This window comes from Moraxella sp. CTOTU46711, from assembly GCF_031975715.1.
In the GTDB taxonomy this organism is placed as follows: Bacteria; Pseudomonadota; Gammaproteobacteria; order Pseudomonadales; family Moraxellaceae; genus Faucicola.
On the sequence record NZ_DALYMP010000002.1, the window covers coordinates 273,316 to 289,185 of the forward strand.

The following is a 15,870-nucleotide window of genomic DNA, read 5'->3' on the forward strand; positions in this document are numbered from 1 at the left end:
AATTTAGTATATAATGGTTACAAAGTTCCGTATAATAGTTAAAAATTTGATTTGAATTCATTTAGATTCAACAACTCTTGCCCCAATGATTTACAGTGAGGTTTACGATGGCTCATCATGAAGTCGTGGAAAACAATGTCAAAAAAGAACTTAGTTACTCTTTAATTGGCGTTTTAGCGTTTCTAGGCGTGGTTTTATTAATCCTTATTTCAGCAATTGTTCGCCCCGCTGGTAACCACGTTGACGTTGCAAAACTCAATGCTGAAGTGGAAGCCAAAGCCGCCGCATCTGCTGCTGCCGCTGCCAAACCAGCAGGTTCGACGCCTGCGGCAACCTCACCTGCGGCGGGTGAAACCACCACCGCCACTGCCAATGCAGACACCGCGACAGGTCCAAATGCCACCGTTGCTAGCCCAGACAATGCTTCTATGACGCCATCTTCTGCACCAACGGCTACTGCAAAAACATCGACTATTGAAGCGCGTAATGCCTCAACGGCTGAAGCCAAAGCAGAGATTAAAGCCAAAACAGGTGAAACCCCAAATATCGCACCGCCTGTTGCCTCAGCGGTCAAATCTCAAGAACAATCAAAATAAGATATCAATATCTAAATAAAAAGACCACAGCTGCATAAAAAACCACGTTAGATGACGTGGTTTTTTTATGCGCTAAGTCGTCACTGTCAAGCTTAAGCTTTTTGGTAAGTGACAAACTGATAGCTTAACCCGCTTTGCTTATCCGTGAATTTTTCACTTTCTGATATTTTGACAAAATCACTGGTAATCTCTGGATAAAATGCTGCTGCGTTGTCAATCACGGTATCGACCTGGGTGATTTCTAAGCGATCACTAAACAGCAGGGCTTGTTGAAAAACTTTTTCGCCACCAATCACCCAAATCGTTTGTAAACCTTTACCATGGGCGAGCGATGAGGCTTGGGTCAGTGCATCATCTAGGTTGTGCATCACAATGACGGCATCATCATCCACTTGGTAGTCCAAATTGGTGGTAATCACAAAATTGGTACGGTTGGGCAAGGGTTTTGCACCCATGGATTCAAAGGTCTTGCGACCCATAATCACGATACCGCCATTGGTATGTTTTTTAAAATGTTTCAAGTCCTCAGAGATATGCCAAGGCAATTGATTGTCTTTGCCAATGGCGCGGTTTTGGCTCATCGCTACGATTTGGGCGACTTCCACATTAGAATAACTCATGATTTATCCTTATTTTTGTGAGTTTTGGCATTGGGTTGTAAGCTTATACAGAGACTTCAGCCTTAATTGTGGCATGGCTTTGATAATTTTCAATTTTTATATCGTTAAAATCAAAGGCAAAAATGTCAGTAATGTCAGGATTGAGCCAAAGTTTGGGTAGAGCAAACGGCTCGCGGCTAAGCTGCTCATGCACTTGCTGTAAATGATTGTTATAGATATGACAATCACCACCCGTCCACACAAACTCACCGACGCCAAGCCCCGTCACATGGGCTATCATATGGGTAAGCAAGGCATAGCTGGCAATGTTAAAAGGTACACCCAAAAACAAATCCGCCGAGCGTTGGTACAACTGACAAGATAATTTGCCATCGGCGACAAAAAACTGAAACAGGGTATGACAAGGGGGCAAGGCCACTTCGTTTGCCTCCAAAGGATTCCAGCCAGAGACAATCAAACGGCGCGAGTTTGGGTTATTTTTGATTTCATTCACCACCCAACTGATTTGGTCAAAACCGTCTGAATGGTAGCTGCCGTCCGCTTTTTTGCTTGCCCCAAAGTTGCGCCACTGGTGTCCATACACCGCGCCAAGTTCGCCTTCAGGCTTGCCAAAGCGGGCAGTTTGCTCGGCGGTTGCCCATTCATTCCAAATACGCACACCATTGTCCTGCAAGTATTGGACATGGGTATCGCCTTTTAAAAACCAAAGCAGCTCATAAATCACGCTTTTGGTATGGATTTTTTTGGTGGTGAGTAGTGGAAAACCCTCATTCAAATCAAACCGCATCTGCGCGCCAAAATAGCTGATGGTACCGGTGCCCGTACGGTCGCCTTTTTGTATGCCGTTAGCTAGCACCAGTTTAAGTAAATCCAAATAGGCTTGTTCGTTTTTTGACGTAATCATGGGTGATGAGTTCCTTGGTTAGTTTTCTTTGTTAGTCCACATTCTTTTGACTGCCCCAATCATAGATTTGGTTTTTATACGCCCAAATCAATAAAACCAAACCCCCGATAATCATTGGTAGGCTTAACATTTGCCCTTTTGTCATCCACCCTAATAAAATAAAACCTTGGTCAGCATCAGGTTGGCGGAAGAATTCGGTAATAAAACGTGCAATACCGTAGCCCATCACAAACAAACCACTAACTGCCATACGTGGACGCGGCCGGCTGGCAAACCACCAAACCAAAACAAACAGTACCACCCCTTCAGTAAAAGCCTGATACAGCTGTGACGGATGGCGTGGGAGTAACAAATAATTGTTACCATCAATTATAAAGGTTTGCGCAAGGCTTTGCAGGGCAGGGCTTTGTTTGAGTAGCTCATTGTCTTCATTGACCGCTTGCGGGAACAGCATCAGCCAGTTGTAACCCCCATCAGATACTCGACCCCACAATTCGCCATTGATAAAATTGCCAATACGACCAAACAGTAGTCCGGTTGGCACGCAGGGAATAATAAAATCTAGCACATTCCAAATGTTCTTTTGATATTTGCGGGCAAAAAATAGCATTGCGATGGCAACACCCAAAAATCCCCCATGAAACGACATGCCGCCTTGGTTGATTTTGAACAGATACATCGGATTGGATAAAAATTCGCTTAATTGATAAAACAGCACATAGCCGATACGACCGCCCAGAATCACGCCCATCGCCCCGTAAAATACCAGGTCAGCGACCATGTCGGCATTCCAGTCTGGGCGTGACTTAGTGCGATACCAAGCCAACGCATAAGCGGCAGCAAAAGCCAGTAAATACATCAGCCCGTACCAGTGGGCTTGGACAGGTCCCAAATGCAGAGCGACAGGATCCCATTGCGGGTGAGTTAAAATTAGTGGAAACATGGCAATTTAGTCATTATCGAAAATGCCAATATCATAGCAGTTTTGGCTAGTTTGGGCTATTTTTTGCTGTGCGCTTTTAGTTATTACCAGCGGCTATCGTTCTCACAAAGCTCGCCATTACAAACGCATTTCAATGCCTTGCTGTGCCATAAACTGCTTGGCTTCGCCCACGGTATATTCGCCAAAATGGAAAATACTCGCTGCTAGTACGGCATCAACACCGCCTTGCAGCACCCCATCTGCCAAGTGTTGCAAATTACCGACACCACCTGACGCAATCACTGGCACATTTACGCTATCTGTAATGCGCTTCATCAAGGCGATATCATAGCCGTTTTTGGTACCATCTGAGTCCATCGAGGTCACAAGCAGTTCACCCGCCCCAAACCCTGCCATTTTGACCGCCCATGCTACCGCATCAATACCAGTCGCTTTGCGTCCCCCGTGGGTAAAGATTTCCCATTGATTATCACCCACTTTTTTGGCATCAATCGCTACCACGATACACTGACTGCCAAAACGCGCTGCCGCTTCACCGACAAATTCAGGATTAAAAATTGCCGCTGAATTAATCGATACTTTATCCGCGCCCGCGTTTAGCAAGTGACGAATGTCATCGACTTTACGCACCCCGCCGCCCACGGTCAGCGGTACAAATACGGTCTCTGCCATGCGTTCAACCGTGTGATAGGTGGTGTCGCGTCCATGATGGGTAGCGGTGATGTCCAAAAAAGTGATTTCATCCGCCCCTTGTTCGTTGTAGCGCTGCGCCACTTCAACAGGGTCACCCGCGTCTTTGATGTCGACAAATTGCACACCTTTGACCACCCGACCATTGTCAACATCAAGGCAAGGGATAATTCGTTTTGCTAACATATTCGATTTCCTTCTATAATAGCTATAAGTTTATCAAATTTACTTTGCCATTACCGCAGTTTTATCGGTGTGCTGCGCTTCAAGGATGCCTTATGTCTGTATATACCCAGTTGACTGACCAACAATTTAGTGATTTTTGCCAACAATTTGGCGTGGATTTTGCCAAAGCCATACCTATCACACAGGGTATCAAAAACAGTAATTGGTTTATTGAAACAACCACGGACAAAGCAGGCGAGCCGTCTTATGTATTTACCTTGTTTGAAGAACGCAAACCGCATGAAATTCAAAAAATGGCGATTATCTTAAACCGCCTAAAAGACCTGCTACCCGTAGCAGCACCGCTAGCCGCCAAAAACGGCGAGTTTTTGCTGTATTTTGACAACAAAGCCATTGTGGTGTCGCCAAAACTCTCGGGCGGTCACCCGAAAGCAACCACACCTGATATGTGCCGTCAAATGGGCGAAGCTTTAGCCGTTCTTCACCAAACCTTGCAAACCTTGACGCCTGCACAAAACTATGGCGTTGAGTTATATCCTTGGCATTTGGTGCGTGACCGTGAAACCAAGTTTATGCCAAGCGATGAAGCCAAACTGATGAATGATATTTGGCAAGCCTACGAAACCGTAGCAAGCAAAAATTTGCCAACAGGTTTATGTCATTTAGATATGTTTGCCGATAACACACTGTGGGATTTTAGTGATGAAACCCAGCCAACACTCACAGGTTTGCTTGATTTTACCGAAGTCAGTGTTGAACATTTTGTGATGGATGTGGCGATTACCATTAATGATTTTTGCACCACTTGGGGTAACGCCAATGATGGCGAAGCGGTGAATTTTGATGACGCCAAGATGCAAGCGTTTTTACAAGGGTACGAGAGCAAACGCGCTTTGAGCGATGATGAGAAAAAGGCATTGCCGATTATGCTTGCCATGGCGGGCGTGACGTTTTGGCTGCTGCGTTTGAATGTGATTTATTATAACCGTCAGCAGGGTCGCACGGGCGATAATATTATGGTGAAAAATCCTGATTTGATGAAACGCCTAGCCAGCTTTCATTGGGGGAAGGTTAAATAAGGCATTGCGGTGTTTTTATCGCATGGCATAATTTACCAAATCGTCAATAGGTACATTGATAAAACAAATAGATTGGTAAAAAAAGGACAAAAAAACGCCCCGATTACGTTTATCCTAAAAAGAATAACGCAGGGATGGGGGCGTATTCACTCTAATTGTTATACTATCTTCACTGTCAAACCCATGCTTACAGGACAATAGAAATGAACGATAGCAATCACTGGCAAAAACTTGCCCAATACCCGACTAACTTATTGGCAGAAACCCACGCCATCTATTTACAAAACAACGGCATCAACGTACAGACCCAACTCGTTGATTTGATGGGATTAAACACAGGCGGTGTGCTATGGGTTGCCCCTGAAGATGTTGAGCAAGCCAGAGCTTTGCTCGATAATATCGATGACACCTCGCAACTAGCGGATGACGACTTGGTAGACAATAACGACTCAGCAAAATTGCAGTAGAAAGGAACCCTAATCACCATGTGCCAACTTCTGGGTATGAATTGCAACACACCCACTGATATTCATTTTAGCTTTGCCGGGTTTCGTCAGCGGGGCGGGCAGACCGATATCCATACCGATGGGTTTGGTATTGTGTTTTTTGAAAAAAATCCCGACCCATCACAGGGTAATCGTAAAGCAGGGCTGCGTCAATTTCACGATGACAAGCCAAGTTTCTGCTCACCGGTGGCGGATTTAGTCAATAGTTATCCGATTAAGGCGATGAATGTGATTTGCCATATTCGCAAAGCCACGCAAGGCACAAATTGCTTGGCTAATACCCACCCCTTTGTCCGTGAGGTATGGGGCGAAGAATGGGCATTTGCGCATAATGGGCAGCTACAGATGGATTTTATTGACCAGCTCAGCCCTGTGCCTGTCCAGTATCAACCCGTAGGTACAACCGATTCGGAGATGGCGTTTTGTTATCTGCTAAATCGCCTCAAATCACAGTTTAGTGAGCCGCCCAGCGATGAGGTGTTATTCCAGTTTTTGACTACGATTTGTCGTGAGTTATCGGCATTGGGCTTGTTTAATTGTCTCATTAGCAATGGCGATTGGCAGCTAGCCTATGCAGGGAGCTTGCTGTTTTTTATCACCCGTAAAGCGCCATTTGGTGAGGCAAAACTCGCTGACAGTGAGCTGGCGATTGATTTTAGTGAAGTGACCTCGCAGACCGATAAAGTGACCTTGATTACTACCATTCCTTTGACTTACAACGAACACTGGCAACAGCTGTATGTGGATGAATGTTTGATGTTTCGGGATGGCGATATTTTATTTAAAGATACGCCTGATAATCCGACCTGCTTAACCATTGAAGAAGGCATTGCCATCGCCCGCAAAGTGGGGGCGAGCTTATAATATGATAAAAGTCGCTTATGCTGATATTTTTAAATATGACGTCCCCGAGCGTCACCGTTTCCCTATGCAAAAATATCCGATGATTGCCGAGCGGTTATTGGCGGAGGGTACATTCGCCCAAGCCAATTTTTTTGCCCCGCAACGATTGAGCGAAGACGAAATTCTCACCACACATACACAAAGGTACTGGCAGCATCTAAAACACCAAACATTGCCCGCCAAGGACGCGCGCGCCATCGGCTTTGAGATGACGCCAAGGCTCGTTGAGCGGGAACGGGTAATTGCCCACGGCACTTATGAATGTGCCTTATTCGCCAAACAATTCGGTGTCGCGCTCAATATCGCAGGCGGGACCCACCATGCGTTTGCCGATCATGGCGAAGGGTTTTGCGTGTTTAACGATGTGGCGGTGGCGAGTAATTTATTGTTGGCACGTGGACAGGCGACCCAAATTCTGACCGTAGATTTGGACGTGCATCAAGGCAACGGTACAGCGCATTTGATGGCAAATGAACCCCGAGTATTTACCTTCAGTATGCATGGCGCAAAAAACTATCCGTTTCGCAAGCAAGCATCTGATTTAGATATTGATTTGCCAAACGAGACAGGCGATGAGGCGTATTTAGCAATATTAATGGATACGCTGCCCAGACTTATTGCAAAAGTGAAACCCGATATGCTGTTTTACCAGTCCGCTGTGGATGTGCTCGCCACCGATAAACTCGGTAAACTTGCGCTTACCCGTGACGGCTGTGCCAAGCGTGATGCGTTTGTATTTAGTCAAGCCAAAGCCCATGGGATCCCAGTGGCGGTGGTGATGGGTGGCGGCTACTCAGAAAACATCGACGATGTGGTGGAAGCCCATTGCAATACCTTTCGCACGGCAAAAAGGCTGTATGAGTAATTTTAAAGCAATAAAAAAGCCCTGTTACACAGAGCTTTTAAATTCACAGAGCTTTTAAAATAGACCGTGGTTATGCTAATAAATGCACTAACACGTACGCTGATAATTAAGCTAATACTTTCTCAAGCGCTTGCTTAAAACGGCTGACTGTACCGTCCACATCCGTTAGTTTATCTAACCCAAACAGCCCCAAACGGAATGTTTTAAAGCTGTCGGGTTCGCCAACTTTTAGTGGGACGCCGCCTGCAATTTGTAAGCCTTGGGCTGCGAATGCTGCACCTTTGTGCATATCATCACGCTCAGTATAAACCACAATCACACCCGGCGCTTGGTAGCCTTCAGCTGCGACGCTAATAATATGGTGTTGATTGAGGACGGATAGTACTTTTTGACCCAATTCAAATTGGGCGCTTTTGAGCTTATCAAGTCCAATCGCTTCGGCTTCTTTGACAGTATCGCGAAATTTGGTCAGCCCATCGGTTGGCATCGTCGCATGATACGCATGACCGCCATTTTCATAAGCGCGCATGATAGTGAGCCACTGTTTAAGATCTAGCCCAAAACTGGTCGATTCGGTGGCTTCCACTTTGGCAACCGCTTGTTCATTCATCATTACTAGTCCCGCACATGGCGTGCTTGACCAGCCTTTTTGTGGTGCAGAGATGAGCACATCAATGCCCAGCGCTTTCATGTCAAGCCATGCACAGCCTGAGGCGATACAGTCAATGACCAGTAAACCACCGACACTATGTACTGCATCGGCAAGTTGTTTGATGTAGTCATCAGGCAGCATCAAGCCTGCCGCGGTTTCGACATGGGGGGCAAATACCACCGCAGGTTTTTTAGATTGAATCTCAGCGACAGCTGCCTCGATTGCCACTGGCTCAAACTGCTGTTGTTGCCCAATTGAATCGCTGTTGTCACCGATGTGTGCGGTCAGGACCGTCACGTCATCCGTGATACGACCTTTTTCAAGGATTTGCGTCCAGCGAAAACTAAAAAAGCCGTTACGGATGATGAGCACTGTTTGGTCAGTGGCAAGCTGGCGCGCAACCGCTTCCATACCGTAACTCCCTGTACCCGGCACGATTGCCACCGCATCGGCGTTGTAAACGTTTTTTAAGCTTGTGGACAAATCATTCATCACGGTTTGGAATTTTTTGGACATATGATTGAGCGAGCGGTCGGTGTACACCACAGAGTATTCTAATAAACCGTCTGGATCAATATCTTGGCGTAGGGCAGGCATGGGACTCTCCTTTAATATTGTTGTCTTTATGGCAAATAAAATTAGTCTAGCAAAAAAGCCCTTTTAAAAAACAAAAAAATTGTAGAGCGGTTGTTAAAGTTTTTGTTATCAATGGCGCAGCGATTAAGCCAAAAACTGTCCGCAGCAGCGTTTGTATTTCTCACCACTACCACAGGGGCAAGGCTGCTTTTGGGTGACAGGCATGACCACTGTCGGATCCAAAAAATACCAACGGCTGGTGCCAGGGATGGGAATATTCACAAAGGTGGATAGCTCATGATGGACACCTTTGCTGTCTAAACCTTTGCTGTCTAAAGCCGCTAAATCCAAACCAGCGGAGTGCACAGCTGATGCAGGCAAGTGAAAGTAGGCTTTAAACTCGACTTGTGCATGACGTTTGCCAATTTTCGGCGTGTGTTTGATGACTGCTAACCCTGCCCAATCAGTTTGCTGTGACCAATCAGCGATGCTTTTTTTATCCAGTAATGCTTGCTGAAACGGCGCAGTGGTGGCAACGATATACTCGACATGTTGAAACACAAATGCCGCGTACCGAGCGCGCATTAGCTGTGCTGCGGTATCGGCGAATTTTTGCCCCACATGCAGGGGCGCACAGCAATCAGCATAAGACAGTGTAGAACCGCACGGGCAAGGTGACGTATGTATCATATTAATGAATGTTCGGTAGGTTGATGGCGGTAGGCAAGATATTTTTCTTTAAAATAAGCCAACTAATCGGGTCTTGTAGCGTCTGCCAAAATATTTTAAACGGCGGGGCAAACACAATCAGGGCAGCCAACACGGCATATAAGCCCAAATACCAGCCTATTTGATCGAATTTAAACACTTTAAACGCAGTACCAAAAGATTTTTTGACACTCAGCCCTAACAAGTTGACGCTAAACATCTCATCTAACAGCAGATGAACAATGGCGCCAAACATCAAAAACAGCCCTAAAAACCAACTGATAACAGCGCCTTGCTTAAACCCATAAAAGCTGGCGTACACGAGGGTCATTGCTATAATCCCCAGATAGGGAATCGAGTGCACGATACCACGATGCACCGTCAATTTGCTATATAAATTAAACACCCCGTAGCGCATCAGCAAATAAGATGCTAACCACAATCCTGCCAATGCAACCAACGAAAACTGCCCGACACACAAGATAACAATAAAAAATGCGCTCAACAGCGATACGACATTAAATCCTACAGTCGCGGGTACCGAGTGGTCCAAATCAATATCGGGCAGCAAGCCACCAATGGTACCAGCCACCACACACATCAAATATTCAGGCGCGGTCAGCATCCCTGCTTTATAAATCACCAAGCCAGTGACGCCACTTGCGACAAAAGCCACGCTTATGTGGGTGTTAAAATTTGCCATAGTCTTCGCCCAGTTTCCCAATAACTTAAAATCAGTCAGTCAAAACTCAAGTGGTAAAATTTAGTGGCTAAAATCAAGTAGCTAAAATCATCTAGCTTAAAGTAGATAGCCAAAAAGTCATTTATCACATACGCAATTGCGCGCTCAATTATATGCTAATTTTAATGACAAAGCGTCAACTGAGCGCAAGGAAAATTGATTTTGTGGGGCATGAGGCATGGAGAAAGGCAAAACATTGTAAGCTATGTAACCTAGGATATGGCAAGGCAACACTAGATAGCAAAAACTCTTACTAGAGACAGACAGCAAAAACAAAAAAGCCATCGTCCGTCAGACAATGGCTTTTTTAAATAAGTGGCGTCCCCACGGGGATTCGAACCCCGGTTACCGCCGTGAAAGGGCGATGTCCTAGGCCTCTAGACGATGGGGACGCAATCGCACGAGGTGCTCTAAGCAGACTTAATAGTGGTGGAGCTAAGCGGAGTCGAACCGCTGACCCCTTGCATGCCATGCAAGTGCTCTACCAACTGAGCTATAGCCCCATTTTTGGGAATTATTTAGACTGCTTTGCCTAAGAGTGCGCGTATTTTATTGAAAACTGATTTTGCTGTCAAGATGATTTTTGCCTAAAAACACAAAATTTTTACCCATAGTTGCTTTACGCATTCTTGCTATAATGATGCCTGGTTAATGTTGCCTTCATATAACGACTGTAGATTAGTTATATTTTGTTGTTTTGTCTAAAATTATAAGGATAGCCCATGTGGTTGGTGAATTTTATTTTGCATATCGGTGATCATTTACAAGAGCTGGTCAACAACTATGGTAATTGGATTTATGCGATTTTGTTTGCCATTGTGTTTTGCGAGACGGGTCTGGTGGTGTTGCCATTTTTGCCCGGCGATTCGATGTTGTTTGCCGCAGGCACCATTGCCGCAGTGGGCGATATGAATATCTTTGTGCTAATTGGTTTATTGATTGTGGCGGCAGTATTGGGCGATTTTGTCAATTTTGAGATTGGCAAACACTTTGGACAAAAGTTATTTTCCAACCCCAATTCCAAGATTTTTAAGCAAAGCTATTTGCAAAAAACCCACGATTATTATGAAAGATACGGCGGACGCACCATTATTATTGCCCGTTTTATTCCCATTGTACGCACTTTCGCGCCGTTTGTAGGCGGGATGGGCAACATGAATTATGCCCAGTTTGCTCGCTATAACATCGTTGGCGCGGTATTATGGGTCGTATCTTTTACCACGCTAGGCTATTTTTTTGGTCAATTACCCTTTGTCAAAGAACATTTTTCGTGGATTATGATTGCGATTATTGTGTTTTCGGTGGTACCAATGATTGTCGAAATCATTCGCCATCGTAAGGATAAATAATTGAATTAGTCTTCAAAAATAACGCTAAATGCCAAAGTCAATCTGGTATTTAGCGTTGCCTTCCAAATTTATATGTTATCAGCCACCTATCATCGCTAGGATTCAATTTATAAAAATTCGATAGTCGGCTATAATAGCCGCTAATTTGAAATTTTTGTAAAATTGAGAAATCCATGTCAAAAGTCCGCACCCGTATTGCCCCAAGCCCCACAGGCTTTCCCCACGTTGGCACCGCCTATATCGCCCTATTTAACCTTGCCTTTGCCAAAGCGCATGGCGGCGACTTTATCCTGCGCATTGAAGACACCGACCAAACGCGCTCCACCGCGCAATCTGAGCAAATGATTTTGGACGCCCTGCGCTGGGTCGGTCTTGACTGGGCAGAAGGTCCAGACATGGGCGGTCCACATGCACCGTACCGCCAAAGCGAGCGTAAAGACATCTACAAACAATACGCCGAGGAACTGTTGGACAAAGGTCATGCATTCCGCTGTTTTGCCACCAGTGATGAACTCGACCAAATGCGAGCCGAACAAATGGCACGGGGCGAAACCCCAAAATATGACGGTCGCTATGCGGACCTTTCCCGTGAACAATCGGACAAGCTCGCCGCCGAAGGCAAGCCATTCGTCATTCGTATGCGTGTGCCAGACGAGGGTGTATGTAAATTTGAAGATATGCTACGTGGCGAAGTCGAGATTCCTTGGTCACAAGTGGATATGCAAGTGCTACTTAAAACCGACGGTCTACCAACCTACCATTTGGCAAACGTGGTCGATGACCATTTGATGCAGATTACCCATGTCATCCGTGGCGAAGAGTGGATTAACTCTGCCCCAAAACATCAATTATTGTATAAATATTTTGGTTGGGATATGCCAGTACTCTGTCATATGCCACTGCTCAGAAACCCCGACAAATCCAAACTATCCAAACGCAAAAACCCTACGTCTATCACCTATTACCGTGATGCAGGTGTGTTGCCAGAAGCCTTGCTCAATTATTTGGGACGGATGGGCTACTCCATGCCAAATGAATCCGAAAAATTCACGTTGGATGAAATGATTGCCAGTTTTGACATTAAACGGGTGTCGCTTGGCGGTCCGATTTTTGACGTGGAAAAACTCACTTGGCTCAATGGCGAATGGTTGCGTTCACTGTCACCCGAAGCCTTAAAAACCAAAATTCTTGATTGGGCAAATGACAGCGACAAACTTACCGCGATTGCCAAAGCCATTCAGCCACGCATTAACTTGTTGTCGGATGCGGTGAATTGGTCGGGCTTTTATTTCCAAAACTTGCCAACCATTAGTGAGGTGGACTTTGAGCATAAAGTGTTATCCACTGAGCAAACCGTGGAGATTCTACAACTTGCGCAATGGCAGTTAGAAACCCTGCCTGTGTGGACGGAGGAGCATATCCAAGCGGTATTGTCTGGTTTGGCAGGCGAGATGGGCATTAAGTTGCGTGATTTTATGTCACCATTTTTTATTGCCATCGCAGGTAGCAAGTCAAGCACGCCTGTGATGAATTCAATGTATTTGATTGGGGCGGATATGACATTGCAGCGCCTGCGTCATGCCATTGAGGTATTGGGCGGTGTCAGTAAGAAAAAAGCGAAAGAATTGGAAAAACGTCATAAAGCATTGCCAAGCTTTTTGACCCAATAAGTTTAATTGTTTTGTATAAAAGTCCGTCGCTATGGCGGATTTTTTATTTTAATGGAAGTAACCTAGGGTCATGCTAAATAACATGAATAAACCTAACAAAAATGGTATCATACCTAGCAAAATCAGATTCTAATTTTTACAATTTAAAGGTAATCATCATGGCAAATCTTCAAAACGAACTCGCCCAAGTACAGCATATCAGCGGTGAATTACACACCAATGCCCACGCCAAAATCGGTATGGTGGTAGGACGTTTTAACAGCTTTGTGGTAGAAAGTTTGGTCAGCGGCGCGATTGATACCTTACTGCGTCATGGTATCGCAGGTAGCAATATTACTGTCGTGCGTGTACCGGGTGCTTGGGAAATTCCGCTGGCGGTTGCTCGTATGGCACAAACCGATAAATTTGACGCTATCATCGGTTTAGGCGCGGTGATTCGTGGTAGCACGCCGCACTTTGATTTTGTCGCTGGTGAATCTGCCAAAGGCTTAGGCGCGATTGGGTTGGATTATGACGTGCCTGTCATTAATGCAATTTTGACCACAGACAGCATCGAACAAGCCATTGAACGCTCTGGCACCAAAGCAGGTAACAAAGGCTCAGAAGCAGCCATGGTCGCGCTTGAGATGATTAACGTGTTGGGTCAAATTGACGCACAAATGGCTGGTGAATAAGGTAGCGATATGACTGACAATTCAACCCACACCTCACCAGAGCAGGCGAGTCAAGACAACGCCGTCAATTATAAAACCAGCCTGACCGCGATTCGTAAAGCACGCCGTTTTGTGGTGCAAGGGTTATATGAATGGCTGTTGACAGGCAATCCATCGCACGAAATCGAAGCGCATACCCGCAGTGAGAATGCCATGCACACGGTGCATTTGGGCTATTATCACGAGCTGCTGAGCAAAATCATTGAGCAAAGCGATGACTTAATCGCCTATATCGACAGCCTACTTGATCGCCCTTGGACACGTCTAGATAAAGTTGAGCAAGCGGTATTACTTGTCGGTGCGTATGAGATGAAGCAGCACTTGGAAGTGCCTTACAAAGTAGTGATTGATGAAGCGATTCAGCTCAATACCCATTTTGGCTCATCAGATGGCTATAAAATGATTCATGTGGTGATGGATAAAATCGCCAAAGACGCGCGTATGCCTGAAGTAGAGGCAGATGCCAAAAAAGCCAAAACAGAGGATGCATCGCAGCCGCCATCGCAAGCGACCACCGAAGAAGAAAAATAATACCGTAAAGGGCGTACTCGCTACGCCCTTTTATGCTCGATACGGATGGCTAAGATGTCCGAATTTTCTTTGATTTATCAACATTTTCAACACTGTACACGCAAAAATCCTTTGACCCAAGTGGGTATTGGGGATGATTGCGCGATAAGCAGTATGCCAAGTGATTGCGAACTGGTGAGCTGTATTGACACGCTGGTTGCAGGTCGACATTTTCCCTTATCAACATCCGCTTATGCCATCGGCTATAAGTCGGTCGCGGTCAATTTATCCGATTTGGCAGCGATGGGGGCGACACCCTATGCGATATTGCTGGGTATTAGCTTGCCCGCTAAGCTTGCACATGATGACTGGCTCAAACCATTCGCCCAAGGTATCGCGGACATCTGCAACCGATTTGATGTCGAGCTTATCGGTGGCGATACCACCCAATCTAACACCTTAACCATCTCTGTCACTGCACTGGGTTTTGTGCCAACTGGACAAGCTATTACCAGAGGGGGCGCAAAAGTCGGTGATATCATCTGTGTGAGTGGTGAGATTGGCTCAGCAAGTTTTGCCTTACAGCAGATTTTAAACGCTGAAAAATCTGAGCGGCACAATATCGCTTTACAACCAATCGCTTTACAGCCGGCACTCGATTTACCTGTTCCGCAAGTGCAGCTAGGGCAAAAATTACGTGGGTACGCCCATAGCATGATTGATATTTCAGACGGGCTAGGGCAGGATTTAGGTCATATCCTAACCGCATCACAAGTGGGTGCAGTGGTCGATTTAGCCAATATTCCAACGCATCCACGATTACAAGCCTTGCCAAATACTGATAAGTGGCAACATCAGCTCAATGGTGGCGATGATTATCAGCTGTGCTTTACTATGAGTGAGCAAAATTTTGTCAAATTTAATCAACAGTTTTCGGATAAAATTTTTGCCATTGGCAAAATTGTCACAGAAAACGGCTTGAGGCTGACTTATAATAACCAACCAATTGAATTTTCAATCACTGGCTATCAGCATTTTTAGCCAAAGAACTTCTTATGACTCAACTGCATAAACCCGACGTCCGTAAAGCCAATGTTTGCCCGCCTTGTCCACCAACCGCGAGCGTTTGGGAAAAGCTGATTTATTGGCTCGGTATCGGCTTAGGCTCAGGATTGCCAAAGCGTGCTGCTGGGACGTGGGGCACGGTGGGCGGACTGGTGGTTGCCATTCCGATGTTATGGCTGGGGTTTTGGGGGTTTTTGGCGGTTACGCTGGTGGGCGCTGTAGTCGGTAGTTATATCTGCGGTAAAACGTCTGATTTGATGGGTGTACACGATGACCCGCATATCGTATGGGATGAATGGGTCGGCATGTGGGTGTCACTCCTGCCAATTTTATGGCTGCATTTCTACGATGATGCTTTATTGCAAGGTCATCAGTTAAGTTTACTGCTACTATACTTTGCTGCATTTGTCGCGTTTCGTTTTTTTGATATTTTAAAACCCTTTCCGATTAAATGGGTGGATAAAAATGTGAGCGGCGGTTTTGGTATTTTGATTGATGACATTTTGGCGGGGCTGATGGCAGGGGTTGTGCTAATAGCCTTTGTAAGTGTGCTCGTTACTTATGTTTAACCTGTTGTATCATTAAAATTAGTT

At 45.6% G+C, this 15,870-nt stretch carries 18 protein-coding genes and 2 tRNA genes; 11 read left to right on the plus strand and 9 right to left on the minus strand.

Features of this window, described 5'->3' with window-relative positions:
- Positions 1-107 precede the first annotated feature (107 nt).
- Positions 108-596 (plus strand): hypothetical protein, encoded by a 489-nt coding sequence (locus tag RTJ53_RS05070; RefSeq protein WP_159676776.1) that lies wholly within the window; start codon positions 108-110, stop codon positions 594-596.
- A 92-nt stretch (positions 597-688) separates the two neighbouring features.
- Here RTJ53_RS05070 and RTJ53_RS05075 read toward each other — a convergent pair whose 3' ends face one another.
- From RTJ53_RS05075 to hisF, 4 genes are all read right to left on the minus strand, one after another.
- Complete coding sequence (locus RTJ53_RS05075; RefSeq protein ID WP_312276121.1) at positions 689-1,216, minus strand: dihydrofolate reductase; 528 nt, start codon at positions 1,214-1,216, stop codon at positions 689-691.
- 43 nt (positions 1,217-1,259) lie between these two features.
- A complete protein-coding gene (locus tag RTJ53_RS05080; RefSeq protein WP_060996014.1) occupies positions 1,260-2,120 on the minus strand; it encodes a thymidylate synthase in 861 nt (286 codons plus the stop codon).
- Positions 2,121-2,151: 31 nt separating this feature from the next.
- Positions 2,152-3,051, minus strand: a complete 900-nt coding sequence (gene lgt / locus RTJ53_RS05085; RefSeq protein ID WP_312276220.1) for a prolipoprotein diacylglyceryl transferase — start codon at positions 3,049-3,051, stop codon at positions 2,152-2,154.
- A gap of 129 nt (positions 3,052-3,180) precedes the next feature.
- A complete protein-coding gene (hisF, locus tag RTJ53_RS05090) occupies positions 3,181-3,939 on the minus strand; it encodes an imidazole glycerol phosphate synthase subunit HisF (RefSeq protein ID WP_036600629.1) in 759 nt (252 codons plus the stop codon).
- Positions 3,940-4,031: 92 nt separating this feature from the next.
- Here hisF and RTJ53_RS05095 point away from each other — a divergent pair, with 92 nt between their 5' ends.
- From RTJ53_RS05095 to RTJ53_RS05110, 4 genes are all read left to right on the plus strand, one after another.
- Positions 4,032-5,018: a homoserine kinase gene (locus RTJ53_RS05095; protein WP_312276122.1), complete on the plus strand. Its 987-nt coding sequence runs from the start codon at positions 4,032-4,034 to the stop codon at positions 5,016-5,018.
- A gap of 203 nt (positions 5,019-5,221) precedes the next feature.
- Positions 5,222-5,485, plus strand: coding sequence for a hypothetical protein (locus tag RTJ53_RS05100; RefSeq protein ID WP_188875207.1), 264 nt, complete (start codon positions 5,222-5,224; stop codon positions 5,483-5,485).
- Between the two features lie 18 nt (positions 5,486-5,503).
- Positions 5,504-6,388 (plus strand): class II glutamine amidotransferase, encoded by an 885-nt coding sequence (locus RTJ53_RS05105; protein ID WP_312276123.1) that lies wholly within the window; start codon positions 5,504-5,506, stop codon positions 6,386-6,388.
- Between the two features lies 1 nt (position 6,389).
- On the plus strand, positions 6,390-7,292 hold the full coding sequence (locus tag RTJ53_RS05110) for a histone deacetylase family protein (RefSeq protein WP_312276124.1): 903 nt from the start codon (positions 6,390-6,392) through the stop codon (positions 7,290-7,292).
- A 106-nt stretch (positions 7,293-7,398) separates the two neighbouring features.
- Here RTJ53_RS05110 and RTJ53_RS05115 read toward each other — a convergent pair whose 3' ends face one another.
- The 5 genes from RTJ53_RS05115 to RTJ53_RS05135 form a co-directional block, all read right to left on the minus strand.
- Positions 7,399-8,541 (minus strand): aminotransferase class V-fold PLP-dependent enzyme, encoded by a 1,143-nt coding sequence (locus tag RTJ53_RS05115; protein ID WP_312276125.1) that lies wholly within the window; start codon positions 8,539-8,541, stop codon positions 7,399-7,401.
- 123 nt (positions 8,542-8,664) lie between these two features.
- Complete coding sequence (locus RTJ53_RS05120) at positions 8,665-9,210, minus strand: YchJ family protein (RefSeq protein ID WP_312276126.1); 546 nt, start codon at positions 9,208-9,210, stop codon at positions 8,665-8,667.
- 1 nt (position 9,211) lies between these two features.
- Positions 9,212-9,931, minus strand: a complete 720-nt coding sequence (locus RTJ53_RS05125; protein WP_312276127.1) for a metal-dependent hydrolase — start codon at positions 9,929-9,931, stop codon at positions 9,212-9,214.
- 355 nt (positions 9,932-10,286) lie between these two features.
- A tRNA-Glu gene (locus RTJ53_RS05130) sits at positions 10,287-10,362 on the minus strand.
- 35 nt (positions 10,363-10,397) lie between these two features.
- Positions 10,398-10,473: transfer RNA gene (locus RTJ53_RS05135), tRNA-Ala, on the minus strand.
- Positions 10,474-10,692: 219 nt separating this feature from the next.
- On the opposite strand from RTJ53_RS05135, the gene RTJ53_RS05140 reads away from it, so the two are divergent.
- The 6 genes from RTJ53_RS05140 to RTJ53_RS05165 all read left to right on the plus strand — a co-directional run bounded on the left by RTJ53_RS05140 (position 10,693) and on the right by RTJ53_RS05165 (position 15,846).
- Entirely contained in the window at positions 10,693-11,319 is a 627-nt protein-coding gene (locus RTJ53_RS05140; protein ID WP_060994646.1) for a DedA family protein, read from the plus strand.
- 173 nt (positions 11,320-11,492) lie between these two features.
- On the plus strand, positions 11,493-12,989 hold the full coding sequence (gene gltX / locus RTJ53_RS05145; RefSeq protein ID WP_312276128.1) for a glutamate--tRNA ligase: 1,497 nt from the start codon (positions 11,493-11,495) through the stop codon (positions 12,987-12,989).
- Between the two features lie 158 nt (positions 12,990-13,147).
- On the plus strand, positions 13,148-13,663 hold the full coding sequence (gene ribH / locus RTJ53_RS05150; RefSeq protein ID WP_007115135.1) for a 6,7-dimethyl-8-ribityllumazine synthase: 516 nt from the start codon (positions 13,148-13,150) through the stop codon (positions 13,661-13,663).
- A 9-nt stretch (positions 13,664-13,672) separates the two neighbouring features.
- Positions 13,673-14,233, plus strand: a complete 561-nt coding sequence (nusB, locus tag RTJ53_RS05155) for a transcription antitermination factor NusB (RefSeq protein WP_312276129.1) — start codon at positions 13,673-13,675, stop codon at positions 14,231-14,233.
- Between the two features lie 54 nt (positions 14,234-14,287).
- Entirely contained in the window at positions 14,288-15,253 is a 966-nt protein-coding gene (gene thiL, locus RTJ53_RS05160; protein ID WP_312276130.1) for a thiamine-phosphate kinase, read from the plus strand.
- A 14-nt stretch (positions 15,254-15,267) separates the two neighbouring features.
- Entirely contained in the window at positions 15,268-15,846 is a 579-nt protein-coding gene (locus RTJ53_RS05165) for a phosphatidylglycerophosphatase A family protein (RefSeq protein ID WP_312276131.1), read from the plus strand.
- Positions 15,847-15,870 lie beyond the last annotated feature (24 nt).